Genomic DNA, 16,337 nt, shown 5'->3' with positions numbered 1-16,337 from the left:
GGGAGGGTTGGGATGACAAGCGCGGATTCGCTCATGCCGGATCCCGGCGCCGCGCGACGATGTGGTAATGCACCTCCAGCTCATCCTGCACCGACAGCAGCCCGGCGCCCACCGAGAATGGCGCGATGCCGAAATCGGTCTGCTTCAGGTGCGCCGTTCCACGCGCGCTCACCACTGCCGCGTCGACCTCGACCGCGACCGGCAGCGCCAGCCAGCGCGTGACGCCGTGCAGCGTGACGGCGACGCGCAGCCGGCCCTCGGCCAGCCGTTCCGCATGCAGCGTCACCACCGGATAGCGCTGCGCGTCGAGCACCGGACCGAGCATGTTCTTGCGCGTGCCCTCGACCGCTTGCGGCGACCGCTCCGTGGCGATGCCCGCGTCGCGCAGCAGCGGCGGCTCGTCGACGGTCATCTGGTCGGCACGAAACGAGACATCGGCGCGGTCGACGCCGGGCGCGACGTAGCCTGCCAGGGTGTGACTGGCCACCACGTGGTCGTGTCCGAGCCGCGCCATCAGGCCCGCGCGGCGCACCGTGACGGTCAGTATCGAGGCGCCCGAGTCGACTGCGTAGACGCCGGCATCGGACGCCGTCACCGCGCGATATGCGTCGAGGCCGGCCTTTGGGCCGGGCGCCAGCGGCTGCCCGCAGCCGGCCAGCAGCAACAGCAACGGCAGCACGCGCTTCATGGCGACCGGCTCCGCTTGCGCGCCCGATCCGTCAACACGAGCGCGATCCCGCCCAGGATCGCGACGACGGCCACCGCAAGCCGCGGCGTGAACGCCTCGTCCAGCCACAACGTGCCGCCGCACGCCGCGATCACGGGCACGGACAGCTGCACGCTCGCGGCCTGCAGCGCCGACAGCCCGCGCAGCGCCGCATACCAGATCACGTAGCCGAGTCCCGACGTCAGCGCGCCGGACGCGATGGCGAGCAGCACCCCGGTGGCATCTGCATGCGCGCGGGCGATGAAACAAAGCCCCAGCAGCAGCGCCAGCGGCAGCGCCCACAAAAAATTGGACGCGGTGGCCGCGAGCGGATCCGGGACGCCGCGCCCGCGCAGCGAATACGCGCCCCATGCGGCACCGGCAACGGCCATCAGCGCGGCGCCACCCGGCGGCGGTGCGGCAACGCCCGGCAGCACGAGCACGACGAGGCCTGCGGCCGCCAGCGCCAATCCCATCCAGCCGGGCAGCGCGAACCGCTCGCCGCCCGCGAGGCCGACGGCGAACATCGTCAGCTGGACGGCGCCGAACAGGATCAGCGCGCCCGTCCCCGCCGGCAGCGTGAGGTAGGCAAACGAGAATGCGGCCACGTAGGCGAACAGCATGGCGGCCGCGCGCCAGTCCGCCTTTGCCGCGGGACGCGACTTGACGCGCATCGCGCAGGCCAGCACGAGCGCGCCGGCCGTCACGCGCACGGCGCCGAACGTCGCGGGGTCGATGTGGCCGTCGCGCAGGGTATCGCTCAAGGCAGCGCGGCACAGCAGCGAGTTCGCCGCGAATGCCGCCATCGCGAGCGCGGTCAGGACGATCGTGGCCGATGTCGCGCGCGCCACGATGGTCCGGTCAGATGTCGAGGTGGGAGATCAGCAGGCGGCGGCGTTCGCTCTCGGCCACCGCTTCGCCGGCCGGGCCGAGCGAGATGCCGACGGCCATGATGTCGATGAGGAGCAGTTGCAGGATGCGCGAGATCATCGACAGGAACGTCGTGCTGTCCTCGCTGTGGTCGACGGCGAGGCATACGCTGGCCTTGCGCGCCAGTGCCGATTTGCTGCTCGTGATGGCGATGACGTCGGCGCCGGCGGCGCGCGCCACGTCGACGGCGTCGAGCAGTTCCGGCAACTGACCCGTCGTCGAGATGGCGATGACGACGTCGCCCGGCCCCAGCAGCTCGGCCGCCAGCGCGAACAGGTGCGAGTCGCCGTACGACGACGTCGGGATGCGGAAGCGGAAGAATTTATGCTGGCCGTCCAGCGCCACGACGCGCGAATTGCCCATCGCGTAGAACTCGACGCGCTTGGCGCGGCGCAGGATGTCGATGGCGCGGTCGATCGAGTTCACGTCCAGCTGGTCGCGGAACCGCAGGATCGCGGACACCGTGTTGTCGATGACCTTCGCGGACAAATCGTGGGTGCTGTCCGTCATGCGCACCTGGCTGTGGCGCACGGGGATCGTGCCTGTCAGGCTGCCGGCGAATTTCAGCTTGAAGTCGGCCAGGCCCGCGAAGCCGAGCGACCGGCAGAAGCGGATCACGGTCGGCTGGCTGACGTCGGCCAGCTTCGCGATCTCGGCGATCGGCTCGGACAGCACCTTGCGCGGATGTTCGATCACGAGCTGCGCCACGCGCTGCTCGGCCGGCGACAATTCGGCGTGCAGGTGCTGCACCCGCTCCATCAGCGTGTTGGCGCCGCTGCGGTTGCGCAGGTGTTCCGACAGGATGCTCGAGACGCCGTACAGGGCCGGCGTCGGCATCATGATCACGTAGGTCGGGATCTGCGCCAGGTAGCTGGAAAAGCGGCCCTTCGCTTCGAAGCGCGTGCGGAACGGCGACGTCTTGAACCACTCGGCCATGCGCGGCACGATGCCGCCGCCGATGAAGATGCCGCCGAACGCGCCCAGCGTGACGGCCAGGTTGGCGGCGGCGCCGCCCAGCATGCCGGCGAAGCATTCCAGCACTTCGAGGCACAGCGGATCGTTGTGTTCGAGCGCGCCCGCGACGATGGCGGCGGCGTCGCGCGCCGGCGCTTCGACGCCGTTGCGCAGCGCCAGCGCGCGGTAGATGATTTCCATGCCGGGGCCGGAGATGAGGCGCTCGTTCGACACGTGCTGCCATTCGCGCCAGGCGTATTGCAGGATCGCGAATTCGCGCTCGTCGGCCGGGGCGAAGTTGACGTGGCCGCCCTCGCTGCCGAGGGTGACGAAGCCGTCCAGGGTCGGGATCACGCCCGACACGCCCAGGCCCGTGCCCGGACCGAGCACGCCCGACACGGCATTCGCCACCGGCTTGCCGCCGCCGATCTGCAGCAGGTCTTCCGGCTTGAAGCCCGGCAGCGCCATCGCCAGCGCGGTGAAGTCGTTCACGATCAGGAGCGTCGTCAGGCCGAGCGTGCGGCGTACTTCCTCGGTCGAGAACTGCCAGTCGCGGTTGGTCATGCGGATGAAATCGCCGCTGATCGGGTTCGCGAGCGCGAACGCCGCGTGGGTGATGCGGGCGCCGCCGCTCTGGGCCTGGGTCTGCGCCAGGTAGGCGTTCAGCAGCGGGGCGATGCCGGGGTAGTCGTCGCACAGCAGCACGGCCACGTTGCGCAGCACGCCCGGCGCGATCTCCAGGGCAAAGCGCGCGTGGGTCGCGCCGATGTCGGCCAGCAGGCGCGGGCCGTCGGAATAGGCGGCGCGGGTGGGCTTCTGCGGGGTATCGGGCTCAAGCGTCATGGTCGCACTTCTTGGGAATATCTTGTCTATTGCGCCAAGGATACCATTGATTGAAATGCACAAAGGGCGGTTTCGCGCGAAACCGCCCCTCGTGTGCCCTTCCTGTCGTGCCGCCGCGATTATTGCCCGCGCGCCTCCGCATCGATCCTGGATTGGGCCCCGGTATCGCGCATGAAGCAGCAGACGATCAGCGTGCAGGCGACCACCGCCGTCGCGTACCAGTAAAAGCCGCTTTCCAGGTGGATCGACTTGAACCACAGGGCCAGGTACTCGGCCGTGCCGCCGAACACCGACACCGCGAACGCATATGGCACGCCGACGCCGGTGGCGCGGATCGTGGCCGGGAACAGCTCGGCCTTGACGAGGGCGTTGATCGACGTGTAGCCGGACACGATCATCCAGGCGCAGGCGATGAGGCCGAACGCCTCCCACGGGCCGCTGGCGTTGCGGATCGCGCTCAGGAGGGGCACGGTGAACAGGGTGCCCAGCAGCGCGAAGCCCACGAGCAGCGGACGGCGGCCGATGCGGTCGGACAGCGCGCCGTACAGCGGTTGCAGGCACATGGCGAACAGCAGCGACGCGGCCGAGACGGCGGTGGCCTGCGAATCGGTCAGGCCGACGGACAGGCGCAGGAATTTCTGCATATAGGTCGTGTAGACGTAGAAGGTCAGCGTGCCGCCCATCGTCAGGCCGACCACCAGCAGCACTTCACGCGGATGCTGGGCCAGCTGCCTCAGGCCACCCATCGATTTCGCTTTTTTACGCGCGGCCTCGAACGATTGCGTCTCCGGCAGGTCGTGGCGCATGCGCAGAGCCAGCAGCGCGAGGCAGGCGCCGACGAAGAACGGAATGCGCCAGCCCCAGGCGCGCAGCTGCTCGGCGTCGAGCAGGAATTTCTGCAGCACGAGCAGCAGGATCAGCGCCAGCAGCTGGCCGCCGATCAGCGTCACGTACTGGAAGCTGGTGTAGAAGCCGCGGTGCTTCGAGTCCGCCATCTCCGACAGGTAGGTCGCGCTGGCGCCGTATTCTCCGCCCAGGCTGAGGCCTTGCAGCAGGCGCGCCAGCAGCAGGATGCAGGGCGACAGGATGCCGGCGGCGGCGTACGTGGGCGCGCAGGCGATCAGGAGGGAGCCGAAACACATGAGCAGCACGGACGTCATGAGAGCCTTCTTGCGGCCCAGGCGGTCGCCGATGTGGCCGAACAGGACGCCGCCGATGGGACGCACGAAGAAGCCCAGCGCGAAGATGCCCGCCGTGGACATCATCTGCGCCGTCGGGTCCTGCTTGGGGAAGAACGAGCTGGCGAAGTACAGCGCGAACGCCGAATAGCAGTAGAAATCGAACCACTCGACGAGGTTGCCGGCCGAGCCGATGAAGATGGCCTTCAGGCGCTTGCCGGAGATGCGTTCGCCGGCGTCGGCACGCGGGTCGGCGGTGGTCTTCGTTGTGACTGTGTTCATGGTTTGTCTCCTTATGATCGACGGGAGATCCGCATGGCACTCCCGTCTCTAGGTCTCCACTATCCCAGCCGGCCGGCGCGCGCACATCCGCAACTTCGGCGTGCCCTTCTCCGTAAAATTACGGAGGCGGTTCATTTCCGTCCGGGTAGCTGCTATCGTTGTTCCCATGCGCACCCTGCTCACCCCTCGCACCTTTCGCCGCCTCCTCGTCGCCGCCGGCGCGCTGGCCGTCATCGCGGCGTCGGGCAACTGGGCCGAACGGCACGAGCTGCAGACCAAGACGGAGGGCCTGCGCCAGGCCGCGGCGGCGCACGTGCTGGGACTGCGCGGCCTGGTCGAACGGCACGATTTTTTGCCGCACGCGGCGGCCCGCCACCCCGACGTGCAGGCCCTGCTGCGCGCCCCGCGCGACGCGGCGCTGCGGGCGCGCGTCGACGATTACTTCGCCGACCTGCAGGCGACGACCGGCGCCGCCGCGCTGTTCCTCGTCGACCGCGCCGGCCTGACGCTGGCCGCCAGCAACTGGAACCTGCCGTCCAGCTTCGTCGGCCAGTCCTATCGCCAGCGGCCCTATTTCGAAGACGCCGTGCAGGGCCGGCGCGGCCTGTTCTATGGCCTCGGCCTCACGACGGGCCAGTCCGGCCTGTTCATCGCGGAGCCCGTGCGCGCGGACGGCGCGATCCTCGGCGTGGTCGTCGTCAAGATCAGCCTGGAGCCGCTGCAGGCCACGTGGATGCGCGGCGCCGATCCGGTGGTGCTGCGCGACAGCCACGGCATCGTCTTCCTGAGCGCCGTGCCGGAATGGCTGTTCCACGGCATCCGGCCGGTGTCCGCCGCCGAGCTGCGGTGGGTCGCCGCGCACCGCCAGTACGGCAACCGCGACCGCTTCCCCGTGCTGCCCTGGACGATCGAGTCGCGCCGCGCCACGCCCGCCTTCGTGCTGCACACGAGCGTGCAGGGACTGCGCACGAACCTGCTCGCGCTGGACACGCCGCTGCCGGAGCTGGGCTGGACCCTCACCGTCACGACGGACATGAAGGAAGTCGTGCAGGCGCGCCAGCTGGCGCTGATGCTGGCGGCGCTGGCCGTCGCGCTGCTGCTGCTCGGCGTGCTGTACTGGCGCCTGCGCGAAAAGCGCTTCATCGAACAGCGCACCGCCCGCATCGAGCTGGAACGGCGGGTCGAGGAGCGCACCCGCGACCTGGAAGAAGCGCACGCGTTCCGCAAGGCGATGGAAGACTCGCTGCTCGTGGGCATGCGCGCGCGCGCGCCGGACGGCACGATCATCTACGTCAACCCGGCCCTGTGCGCGATGGTGGGCTACAGTGCGGACGAACTGCTCGGCCGCCGGCCTCCTTACCCGTACTGGCATCCGGACGACCTGGAAAAGCAGGCGCGCGAAAGCGCCGACGCGCTGCAGGGACGCGCGGCGCCGCACGGCTTCGAATCGCGCATCCGGCACAAGGACGGCCACGACGTGATCACGATGGTCTACACCGCGCCGCTGGTCGACGCGCAGGGCGTGCACCGCGGCTGGATGAGTTCGGTCGTCGACATCACCGCGCAGAAGCAGGCCGAGGCCCGCCAGCGCGACCAGGAAGTCCGCCTGCAGCGCAGCGCGCGCCTGGCGAGCGTGGGCGAGATGGCGTCCACCCTGGCGCACGAACTGAATCAGCCGTTGATGGCGCTGTCGAATTTCGCCGTGGCCGCACGCGCCCTCGCCGCGCAGTCGGCGCCGCGCGAGATGCTGGCCGGCGCGCTGGACGAGATCGTCGAACAGAGCAAGCGCGCCAGCGAAATCGTCAAGCGGGTGCGCGCCTTCATCAATCCGCAGCGGGCCCAGTACGAAAGCCTGACGATCGCCAGCGTCGTCACGCACGCGGCGGCGCTCCTGACGCCGGAGCTGCGGCGCGACGGCCTGGCGCTGCGCCTGACCCTCGACGACGACGACGTGCGCGTGCGCGGCGACCGGGTCCTGCTCGAACAGGTGCTCGTCAACCTGATCCACAACGCGATGCACGCCATGCACGACCGGCCGCGCGGCAGCATCGAGCTGGCCAGCCGGCGCGTCGACCAGGGCGTGCGCATCAGCGTCATCGACGAAGGCCCGGGCATCCCGCCCGAGCAGCTCGACCAGATCTTCGCCCCGTTCTTCACGACCCGCCCCGACGGCCTGGGGCTGGGCCTGAACATCTGCCGCACCATCGTCGAGGCCCACGGCGGTGCCATGACCGTCGACAACCGCCCCGGCGGCGGCGCCGCCTTTTCCTTCACGCTTCCCACCGTGCCATGAAAGACATCCCACTGACGCTGTACGTCGTCGACGACGACGAGGCCCTGCGCCGCTCGCTGCTCCTGCTGCTGTTTTCGCAGGGGCTGGCCGTGCAGGCCTTCGAATCCGGAGAAGCGTTCCTGGAGGCGGTCGACATGCGCCAGCCGGGCTGCGTGATCCTCGACCTGCGCCTCGGCGGGATGAGCGGCCTGGCCGTGTTCGACCGCCTGCGCGCTGAACACAGTCCGCTCGTCACGCTGTTCCTGTCCGGCCACGGCGACATTCCGACCGCGCTCGAGGCGGTCCGGCAAGGCGCCTACGACTGGGTGGAGAAGCCGGACACGCAGCACCTGCTCGACAAGCTCCCGGCCGCCATCGCCGAGGCGCGTGCGCGCGCGCAGGCGCTGAAGTCATGGGCCGAGCTGACGCCGCGCGAACGGGAAGTGGCGCGCCTCGTCGGCATGGGGCAGCCGAACAAGGAGATCGCGCGGGTGCTCGTGCCGCCGTGCGGGCCGCGGTCGGTGGAGACGCACCGCGCGAACATCTTCAGCAAGCTGCAGTGCGCCAACGATAACGAGCTGGGGCGGTGGCTGGGGGCGCATCCGTGGCTAGGATGATGGACACAACAAACCGCATGGGTCACGCGTGGGCACGTTTCGTTTGAGGCCCCCGGCCTCAAACGCCCACCCGACGGCCGGATACGTATTTCGCGATCAATCCTGCGCGATCAGCGCCACCGGCGCGCGCGTATCGAACTGCACCTTGCCACCCGCGACGACGGCCGTGCGGCCCGTGTACGCATCGCGCACCGTCTGGCCATCGCCGAACACGCCGGCCACGGAGATCGGCACCGTGCGGTCCTGCGGCAGGTCGAGGGCGACGACGACGCGGTCGGAAACGCCCTCCTTCTCGTACGTGCGCTTGAACGTGTACGGGCTGGACGCGATCATCTGGTGCACGCCCGCGCCCACGGCCGGATGCGCGTGGCGGAAGCGGATCAGGCGCGCCCAGTAGTCGCGCACCTCGGCCACGCCGTGCAGGCCGATGCGCGCATTGGTTTTCAACTGGTCCCAGTTCATGAAGGAACGCAGGTTGGCGTCGCCCACCGCGCCGTCGATCTTCAGCACGCGCGCCGTCTCATCGCCGTAGGTGACCTGCGCGGCGCCCGGCGTCAGCAGCAGCTTGTTCGCTTCCTCGAACGGGTGCTCGCGCATGGCCTCGAACGGATGGCCGTCGTCGTGCGAATCGATGTAGTTCAGCACCGAGACGCCTTTCAGGGGGCCGTTCAGCAGGTTCGAATAGCTGGAGAACAGCGCCTCGTAGCCCTGGCTCGCGTCGTGCGGCAGGGTGAAGTTGATCATGCTGTCGAAACCGTTGTTGAAATAGTCGACCTTCGTGCCGTCGTCGTACGCGAACGTGCGGCCGTTCTCGATCGCGTAGTTGAATGCCTCGGCCGTCATGTAGAACGGCTTGTTGCCGATCCGGTCGACGGCCTCCTTGCCGGCCGGCGTGCGCTTCCAGTCCTCGTACGCCTGGCTCGCGACCTTCTTGAGGTCCTTCCACACGCCCGGTTCGGTGTGCTTGACGGTGTCGCCGCGGAAGCCGTCGAAGCCGTACTTGCGCACCCAGTCGGCGTGCCATTTCATCAGGTAGTAGCGCGGCGCGCGCGGGTAGCCCGTGCGCTTGAAGAAGTCGTCGAGCTCCTTCACTTCGCGGTCGTAGCGCCCTTCCTTCTTCCATTTCGCGACGAGGAAAGGCGGCAGGGCGACGTTCGCATTGCTGTCGGTGCGGAAGTCCGGCAGGTTCTTCACGAGCGTGCAGTCGACCGTGCCCTTGACGTCCTTGAAGGTACAGGCCGGCGACGTGCGCACCCAGTCCGCCGGCCACACGGTGTCCTCCGCCGTGACGGGACCGGTATGGTTCATCACGACGTCGAGCAGCACCCGGATGCCGCGCGCGTGCGCCGCCTCGACCAGGTCGCGCACGTCCTTCCCGGTGCCGAGGTTGGCGTCGACCGCCGTGAAGTCGCGCGCCCAGTAGCCGTGGATGGCGTAGCTGATGCCCGTGCCTTCGTCCGTGGAACCGTGGATCTGTTCCACCGGCGGCGAGATCCAGATCGCATCCACGCCCAGGTCCGTGAAATACCCGTCCTTGATCCTGGCCGTGACGCCGGCCAGGTCGCCGCCCATGAAACCGCGCGCGACCGCCGCATCGTTCTTGCGGCCGTACGCATGGTCGTTCGACGGATCGCCGTTGTTGAAGCGGTCGATCATGAGGAAGTAGACGGTCGCGTTATCCCAGGTGAACGGCTTGCCCTTGACCGGCGACAGGTCGGGCGCGGCGGAGGCGGCGCCGAAGGCGAGCATCAGGGAGGCGGCGAGAACGGGGAGTTTCATGCGGGGTCCTGTTTAAGTCGTTAATGGAACGTCGTTCCCGCGGAGGCGGGAACCCAAGTTGCGTGCGCCGTCGAGACGCATGCGAAATTGGGTCCCCGCCTGCGCGGGGACGACGGTGGGGTGAGTCACGTGATCACGCTCGGCTGCTCCCGGCCCGTGCGCGCCTTGAGCTCCGACACCTGTTCGGCGATGGCGATCAGCGGCGCCAGCGCGTGCTGGGTGTCGAGGTTGTGGCGGGCCGGATCGGCTTCGTAGCGTTCCAGGTACAGGCGCACGGTCGCGCCCTCGGTGCCGGTGCCGGACAGGCGCAGCACGATGCGCGAGCCGTCCGTCATGATGATGCGCACGCCCTGGCGCGTGGCGACGGACTGATCGACCGGGTCGGTGTAGGTGAAATCGTCGGCCAGCTGCACGCGGTAGTTATTCTCGCCTTCGCCCAGGCCCTGGCCGGCCAGGCCGGCGAGCTTGCCGCGCAGCGCGTCCATCATCGCGTTGGCGGACGCGGCGTCGACGGCTTCGTAGTCGTGGCGCGAATAGTAATTGCGGCCGAAGCGGGACCAGTGGTCCTGCACGATCTCGTTGACCGACTTGCCGCTGGCCGCGATCAGGTTCAGCCAGAACAGCACGGCCCACACGCCATCCTTCTCGCGGATGTGCGCCGAGCCGGTGCCGTAGCTCTCTTCGCCGCACAGCGTCGCGAGGCCGGCGTCGAGCAGGTTGCCGAAGTACTTCCAGCCGGTCGGGGTCTCGAAGCACGACACGCCCAGCGCGGCCGCCACGCGGTCGGCGGCCTGCGAGGTCGGCATGGAGCGCGCGATGCCCTTGATGCCGTCGCGGTAGCCCGGCGCGGCAGCCGCATTCGCCGCGATGATGGCGAGGCTGTCCGACGGCGACACGGCCAGCTTGCGGCCGACGATCATGTTGCGGTCGCCGTCGCCGTCCGACGCGGCGCCGAAGTCCGGCGCGTCCGGGCCGTCCATCAGCGCGATCAGTTCGGCCGCGTTGACGGGGTTCGGGTCCGGGTGGTGGCCGCCGAAATCCTCCAGCGGTTCGGCGTTGACGACGGTGCCGGCGGGCGCGCCCAGCATGCCTTCGATGATGGCCTTCGCATACGGGCCGGAGACGGCGTACATGCCGTCGAAGCGCATCGTGAAGCCGCGCGCGAACAGGGCGCGGATGGCGGCGAAGTCGAACAGCCCGGCCATCAGCTCGGCGTAGTCGGACACGGAATCGATCACCTCGACTTCCATGTCCTCGATGCGGATGCTGCCGATGTCGTCCAGGTCGACCGGACCGGCGTCGCTGATGCGGTACGAGGTCAAGGTCTTCGTATGTTCGTAGATCGCCTCGGTGACCTTTTCCGGCGCCGGGCCGCCGTTGTCGATGTTGTACTTGATGCCGAAGTCGCCGCTTGGCCCGCCCGGGTTGTGGCTGGCGGAGAGGACGATGCCGCCCAGCGCCCCGTGCTTGCGGATCACGCAGCTGACGGCCGGCGTCGACAGGATGCCGCCGCGGCCGACGAGCACGCGGCCCACGCCGTGGGCGGCGGCCATGCGCAGGATGGTCTGGATGGCGGCGCGGTTGAAATAGCGGCCGTCGCCGCCGAGCACCAGGGTGCGGCCCCGCACGTCACCCAGCTCGCCCAGCGTCAGGAAGATGGCCTCGACGAAGTTTTCCAGGTAGCCGGGACGCTGGAACTCCGTCACCTTCTTGCGCAGGCCGGACGTGCCGGGGCGCTGCCCGGCGAACGGGGTCGTCGCGATCGTCTGAATCGTCATGTGTTGCTCCTGTCGGGGGGTTGTTGTCAAACCCGTAAGGATACGACACTCCCCCCGACTGTGGCGCCGCTTTTAGTGGGCGGCGCGCTCCGGACGGTCGGTGACAAACACCGCGAGCACGGCCGCGATGAGCATCGAGACACCGCCCAGCACCAGCGTGAGCACGGCGTGGTTGCCGAACAAATGCTTGGTGGCGTAGCCGAGCACGAGGCCGCTGACGACCTGAGGAATGACGACGAAGAAGTTGAAGAGCCCCATGTAATAACCCATGCGGTTGGGCGGCAGCGCCGCGGCCAGGATCGCATACGGCATCGTGAGGATGCTCGCCCACGCCACGCCCACGCCCAGCATCGGGATCAGCAGCAGGTGCTTGTCGTGGAAGAAGAACACGCCGACCAGCGACAGGCCGCCGATCGCGAGGCACACGGCGTGGCAGGCCTTGCGGCTCGTGCGGCGCGCCAGTACGGGCAGCACGAACGCGGCCAGCGCGGACATGCCGTTGTAGACGGCGAACATCACGCCGACCCAGTTGCCCGCGTCCTGGTAGCCGGCCGACAGCGGATCGGTCGTGTTGTAGACGTTGTCGGCGATCGCGGGGCCGGTGTAGATCCACAGCGCGAACAGCGCGATCCACGAGAAGAACTGGACGAACGCGAGCTGCACCATCGCCTTCGGCATGTGCGCGAAACCGCCCACGATCTCGCGCAGCGCGACGCCGACATTGCGCGAATGCTTGCGCTGCGCCGCGAAGCGGTCGAGGTCCGGCGGCGGCAGTTCGGCCGACGTGAACACGGTCCACGTCACGGCCAGCAGGAACGCGGCGCCACCGATATAGAACGAGTAGCGCACCGAATCCGGCACGGCGCCGTTGATGGGCATGTTCGAGACGCCGAGGACGTCGGTGAACAGTTTCGGGAGCAGCGACGCGATCACGGCACCGCAGCCGATGAGGAAGGTCTGCATCGCGAAGCCGGCGGTCTGCTGCGACGTATCGAGCTTGTCGCCGACGAAGGCGCGGAACGGTTCCATCGACACGTTGATCGATGCGTCCATCAGCCACAGCACGGCGACGGCCATCCACACGGCCTTCGAATTCGGCATCAGGAACAGGGCCGTCGCGGCCAGCACGGCGCCGAGGAAGAAGAACGGACGGCGGCGGCCCCAACGCGGGTGCCACGTGTTATCGCTGAGGTAACCGATCACCGGTTGCACGAACAGGCCCGTGACGGGCGCCGCCAGCCAGACGAGGGCCAGGTCGTCCATCGAGGTGCCGAGCGTGGCGAAGATCCGGCTGGTATTCACGTTTTGCAGCGCGAGGCCGAACTGGATGCCGAAGAAGCCGAAGCTCATGTTCCACAGCTGCCAGAAGGTCAGCCGCGGCTTGAGCGTGTGAGTTTGCATTTCCATCTATGTCCCCTAACGCGCCTGGACTCGTGCCAGGCTGCCACATGTAGCAAAGTAACATGGGGTTTTCTGGGTGTCAATGAAGAACACCCCGTGGGAAGCGATGAAATGTAGTCAAACAACATGTTGGGTGGGCACCCCGTGCCCACGTGTGCGTCGCTGGTATGCGTGCGTCCGGTGGGCATTCGACGGCGGCGGCACACGGATCCCCGGGACGACCCGGTATGCGCGCCAGTCCGAGCGATTATTTGCGGGGCTTCTTGTCGGCGAACTTGCGCTTCGCCGGTTTCTGCGCCGGCGGCTCCTGGCCGTCGCGCGTGATGCCCAGCTGCTGGCCCGCCACCCACACCTTCTTCAGGTGGTCGATCAGGTCTTGCGGCAGGTCGGCCGGCATGTCGAGCGTGCTGAAGTCGTCGTAGATCTCGATGCGGCCGATCTCCTTCGACGGCACGCCGCCCTCGTTGGCGATCGCGCCCACGATGTTGCCCGGCTTGACGCCGTGGAAGTGGCCGACTTCGATACGGTACGTCGCCATGCCCGGCTCCGGCGCGCGTTCCACCCGCTCCTTCTTGAATCCGTCGCGGCCGGCGCGTGGCGCACGCTCGTCGCCGAAGCTTTCGCGACCGGCGCGTGGCGGGCGTTCGTCGCCGAAGCTTTCGCGGCCTGGGCGCGCCGGGCGCTCGTCGCGCTCGCGGAATTCCGGCTTCGGTTCGCGGTCCGGCTTTTCGAGCAGCAGCGGCTCGTCGCCGCGGTACAGCTTGGCCAGCGCGGCCGCGATGTCGATGGCCGGCACGTTCTGTTCGCGCTCGTACTCTTCGATGAGGGAACGGAACACGTCCAGGCCGCCCGCTGCCAGGGTCTGGCCGATCTGCTCCTTGAAGCGGGTGATGCGCACCTCGTTGACGGCCTTGATGGTCGGCAGCGACAGTTGCGCCACCGGCTGGCGCGTGGCGCGCTCGATCGCCTTCAGCAGGCCGCGCTCGCGCGGCGTGATGAACAGGATCGCGTCGCCGCTGCGGCCCGCGCGGCCCGTGCGGCCGATGCGGTGCGTGTAGCTTTCCGGGTCGGACGGCACGTCGTAGTTGATCACGTGGCTGATGCGCTCCACGTCCAGGCCGCGCGCGGCCACGTCGGTGGCGACGAGGATGTCGATCTTGCCGTTCTTGAGCTGCTCGATCGTGCGTTCGCGCTGTTGCTGGGCCATGTCGCCGTTGATGGCGGCGGCCGCGAAGCCGCGCGCCTGCAGCTTGGCCGCCAGCTCCTCGGTGCCCAGCTTCGTGCGCGCGAACACGATCATGCCGTCGAACGGCTCGGCTTCCAGGATGCGCGTGAGCGCGTCGAGCTTCTGCATGCCCGCGACGAGCCAGTAGCGCTGCGTGATGTTGGTGGCCGTCGTCGTCTTGGCGGCGACCGTCACTTCGGTCGGTTCGCGCAGGTAGGTCTTGGCGATGCGCTTGATCTGCTGCGGCATCGTGGCCGAGAACAGCGCCGTCTGGCGTCCCTCGGGCGTCTCCTGCAGGATGCGTTCGACGTCGTCGATGAAGCCCATGCGCAGCATTTCGTCGGCTTCGTCCAGGACGAGGGTCTTCAGCTGCGAGATGTCGAGCGAGCCCTTGTCGAGGTGGTCGATGACGCGGCCGGGCGTGCCGACGACGACCTGCACGCCGCGGCGCAGCGCCGACAGCTGCGGGCCATAGCTCTGGCCGCCGTAGATCGGCAGCACGTGGAAGTTCTTGAGGTGCGAGGCGTAGCTCTGGAAGGCTTCGGCGACCTGGATCGCCAGTTCGCGCGTGGGCGCGAGCACGAGGGCCTGCACGGCCGGGTTCTTGACGTCGATGCGCGCCAGCACGGGCAGCGCGAAGGCGGCCGTCTTGCCGGTGCCGGTCTGCGCCTGCCCCAGTATGTCGCGGCCTTCCATCAGGAGGGGAATGGTGGCCGCCTGGATCGGCGACGGCGTCTCGTAGCCGACCTCCTTCAGTGCCTTGAGGATGGGGGCCGGGATGCCGAGGTCGGCGAACGTCTGGAGCGGGGTGTCATGCATGGAGGGAGTCTTCAAAAATCGTAAGCAAACCTCCAGTTTACTCCTTTAGGCGCCAAGGTTGAGGATTATTTGCGTGCAGGGCACCTGAAAACGCAAGGTGTGTAAAGGCAAAGTTAAAATGTCCGCTTTGAGCAAAGTTGAAATGTCCGTCATGTGACATTTCAAATGCGCTTCTGAGCGGACGTTTTCCTTGCCGTCATCACCCCCTGCACGACGGCGGCGGCAACTCGATCTTCGCGGTAGTTGCGATTGCGTTTCTTCTTGTCGAGAGTTGCGTGCAGCGTTTTGCTATCCACGTCGACATCCTTCGCCCGCAGCGGTTGCTCCATACGGATATAGGCGAGCACGTTGCCGTTAGCGCGCATTTCAACTCGACCATCAGCATAGGTATGGATGTTGATGGACTGACCGATCAGCTTGCGAAGCTCAGGCTTATCGTCAAACCGATACGGTACGCCGCCGTGATGCAAGGTGAGTTTGGCGCTGAGTTTTCGGCTGTCGCAAATGGCCAGGATCAGATCCAGGTTGTAAGTTGAGTTAAGGGCGACATGCAGGTCAAGCGGATTGCCCGGCTCGACTGAAAAGCGTGCGTTGTAGTTCTGGATGAAATCACCGCACCAGGCGTTTGCGGTCTCGATGTCGTTGATGCCGTCCAGTCGCAAGGTTTTAACCAGACGGTCTTGCAACGTACGGTTAGCCCGCTCCACGCGGCCCTTCGCTTGAGGAGAGTTGGCACAGATTAGCTCGATGCCAAGTTCATCGAGCGCACGCTGGAACTGGGTCTTCGTCTGGTTCGTTGCTGATGGTGAGCGAAAGACCGCTGCACGGTCGGCATAGAACGCTTGCGGTCTGCCGTGCTGCTCGATGTATCGTCGAGTCGCCTCAAAATAGCTGGCCGTCGTTTCTGTCTCGGCAAAGTGCAGATGCTGAATCCTGCCCGTCGCATCGTCGATATACACTAGCAAGGTGCAAGCGTCGCCACGTTTCTCGAACCAGTGATGACGACTGCCGTCTATCTGGACCAACTCTCCGATGCACCGACGTCGTTCTCGCGGCTGATAAAGACGGCTCTTGTGGGCAGATTTCGTGACCCATAGCCCGGCCTTGATCATCAAGTTGCGCAGGGTTTCCTTCGACAGTTTCAAGCCATGCCGCTCGCGTAGTTGCTCGCAAGCCAGCGTCGGCCCAAAGTCGGCATAGTGATCACGTAGCAGTCCCAGCGCCTTCTGCGCCACCTCAGGCGCAAGCCGATTGTTGCTCGGCTTGCCCCGCTGCCTGGATATCATCCCGCTCTGGCCTTCTTGTTCAAAGCGTTTTTGAAGACGGCGTATTTGACGCGTCGTTATCCCCAGCCGCCTGGCCGCAATGACCGCCGTGATCTCGCCCTTGATACTGGCGCCGATGACCCCGGCGCGTTCCAACTCCTCCATCGTAATGCTCCCGATTTTTCCCACGCTCGACTCCAAACCGTTCGGAATCGACAGCATGAGCTATCTAGCAAAAGCGGACATTTCAACTTTGCTAAATGCGGACATTACAACTTTGCCCTAACA

Annotated in this window: 11 protein-coding genes; 2 read left to right on the top strand and 9 right to left on the bottom strand. The window is 67.3% G+C overall.

Annotated elements, in window-relative coordinates; genetic code table 11:
• Nucleotides 1–31: 31 nt before the first annotated feature.
• From U9J41_RS26460 to U9J41_RS26445, 4 genes are all read right to left on the bottom strand, one after another.
• Entirely contained in the window at nucleotides 32–688 is a 657-nt protein-coding gene (locus tag U9J41_RS26460; protein ID WP_322405165.1) for a YceI family protein, read from the bottom strand.
• Nucleotides 685–1,512: a DMT family transporter gene (locus U9J41_RS26455; protein ID WP_322405197.1), complete on the bottom strand. Its 828-nt coding sequence runs from the start codon at nucleotides 1,510–1,512 to the stop codon at nucleotides 685–687. Before U9J41_RS26455 ends, U9J41_RS26460 begins: the two co-directional genes overlap by 4 nt.
• A 55-nt stretch (nucleotides 1,513–1,567) precedes the next feature.
• Nucleotides 1,568–3,433, bottom strand: a complete 1,866-nt coding sequence (locus U9J41_RS26450) for a glucokinase (RefSeq protein WP_322405164.1) — start codon at nucleotides 3,431–3,433, stop codon at nucleotides 1,568–1,570.
• Nucleotides 3,434–3,552: 119 nt separating this feature from the next.
• Entirely contained in the window at nucleotides 3,553–4,893 is a 1,341-nt protein-coding gene (locus U9J41_RS26445) for an MFS transporter (protein WP_322405163.1), read from the bottom strand.
• Between the two features lie 166 nt (nucleotides 4,894–5,059).
• On the opposite strand from U9J41_RS26445, the gene U9J41_RS26440 reads away from it, so the two are divergent.
• Nucleotides 5,060–7,186 (top strand): ATP-binding protein, encoded by a 2,127-nt coding sequence (locus tag U9J41_RS26440; RefSeq protein WP_322405162.1) that lies wholly within the window; start codon nucleotides 5,060–5,062, stop codon nucleotides 7,184–7,186.
• Nucleotides 7,183–7,782: a response regulator transcription factor gene (locus U9J41_RS26435; protein WP_322405161.1), complete on the top strand. Its 600-nt coding sequence runs from the start codon at nucleotides 7,183–7,185 to the stop codon at nucleotides 7,780–7,782. The genes U9J41_RS26440 and U9J41_RS26435 overlap by 4 nt, the downstream gene beginning before the upstream one ends.
• A gap of 96 nt (nucleotides 7,783–7,878) precedes the next feature.
• On the opposite strand, the gene U9J41_RS26430 is transcribed toward U9J41_RS26435, so the two are convergent.
• The 5 genes from U9J41_RS26430 to U9J41_RS26410 all read right to left on the bottom strand — a co-directional run bounded on the left by U9J41_RS26430 (nucleotide 7,879) and on the right by U9J41_RS26410 (nucleotide 16,271).
• A complete protein-coding gene (locus U9J41_RS26430) occupies nucleotides 7,879–9,561 on the bottom strand; it encodes an alpha-amylase family glycosyl hydrolase (RefSeq protein ID WP_322405160.1) in 1,683 nt (560 codons plus the stop codon).
• Between the two features lie 125 nt (nucleotides 9,562–9,686).
• The gene (locus U9J41_RS26425; RefSeq protein ID WP_322405159.1) at nucleotides 9,687–11,339 is read right to left on the bottom strand and encodes an alpha-D-glucose phosphate-specific phosphoglucomutase; all 1,653 of its coding nucleotides are present in this window, start codon (nucleotides 11,337–11,339) and stop codon (nucleotides 9,687–9,689) included.
• Nucleotides 11,340–11,411: 72 nt separating this feature from the next.
• Nucleotides 11,412–12,746 (bottom strand): MFS transporter, encoded by a 1,335-nt coding sequence (locus U9J41_RS26420; RefSeq protein WP_322405158.1) that lies wholly within the window; start codon nucleotides 12,744–12,746, stop codon nucleotides 11,412–11,414.
• A 241-nt stretch (nucleotides 12,747–12,987) separates the two neighbouring features.
• On the bottom strand, nucleotides 12,988–14,784 hold the full coding sequence (locus tag U9J41_RS26415) for a DEAD/DEAH box helicase (RefSeq protein WP_322405157.1): 1,797 nt from the start codon (nucleotides 14,782–14,784) through the stop codon (nucleotides 12,988–12,990).
• Between the two features lie 161 nt (nucleotides 14,785–14,945).
• Nucleotides 14,946–16,271, bottom strand: coding sequence for an ISNCY family transposase (locus tag U9J41_RS26410; RefSeq protein WP_322402055.1), 1,326 nt, complete (start codon nucleotides 16,269–16,271; stop codon nucleotides 14,946–14,948).
• Between the last annotated feature and the right edge of the window lie 66 nt (nucleotides 16,272–16,337).

Origin of the sequence: Massilia luteola, assembly GCF_034420155.1 — a bacterium.
Classification (GTDB): domain Bacteria; phylum Pseudomonadota; class Gammaproteobacteria; order Burkholderiales; family Burkholderiaceae_D; genus Telluria; species Telluria luteola.
Note: the sequence above shows the minus strand (reverse complement) of the source record. Positions and strands in the feature narration are given on the sequence as shown.

Coding starts and splice junctions, on each gene's coding strand:
- U9J41_RS26460 (WP_322405165.1), bottom strand. CDS start 688: ATGAAGCGCGTGCTGCCGTTGCTGTTGCTGCTGGCCGGCTGCGGGCAG.
- U9J41_RS26455 (WP_322405197.1), bottom strand. CDS start 1,512: ATGGCGGCATTCGCGGCGAACTCGCTGCTGTGCCGCGCTGCCTTGAGC.
- U9J41_RS26450 (WP_322405164.1), bottom strand. CDS start 3,433: ATGACGCTTGAGCCCGATACCCCGCAGAAGCCCACCCGCGCCGCCTAT.
- U9J41_RS26445 (WP_322405163.1), bottom strand. CDS start 4,893: ATGAACACAGTCACAACGAAGACCACCGCCGACCCGCGTGCCGACGCC.
- U9J41_RS26440 (WP_322405162.1), top strand. CDS start 5,060: ATGCGCACCCTGCTCACCCCTCGCACCTTTCGCCGCCTCCTCGTCGCC.
- U9J41_RS26435 (WP_322405161.1), top strand. CDS start 7,183: ATGAAAGACATCCCACTGACGCTGTACGTCGTCGACGACGACGAGGCC.
- U9J41_RS26430 (WP_322405160.1), bottom strand. CDS start 9,561: ATGAAACTCCCCGTTCTCGCCGCCTCCCTGATGCTCGCCTTCGGCGCC.
- U9J41_RS26425 (WP_322405159.1), bottom strand. CDS start 11,339: ATGACGATTCAGACGATCGCGACGACCCCGTTCGCCGGGCAGCGCCCC.
- U9J41_RS26420 (WP_322405158.1), bottom strand. CDS start 12,746: ATGGAAATGCAAACTCACACGCTCAAGCCGCGGCTGACCTTCTGGCAG.
- U9J41_RS26415 (WP_322405157.1), bottom strand. CDS start 14,784: ATGCATGACACCCCGCTCCAGACGTTCGCCGACCTCGGCATCCCGGCC.
- U9J41_RS26410 (WP_322402055.1), bottom strand. CDS start 16,271: ATGCTGTCGATTCCGAACGGTTTGGAGTCGAGCGTGGGAAAAATCGGG.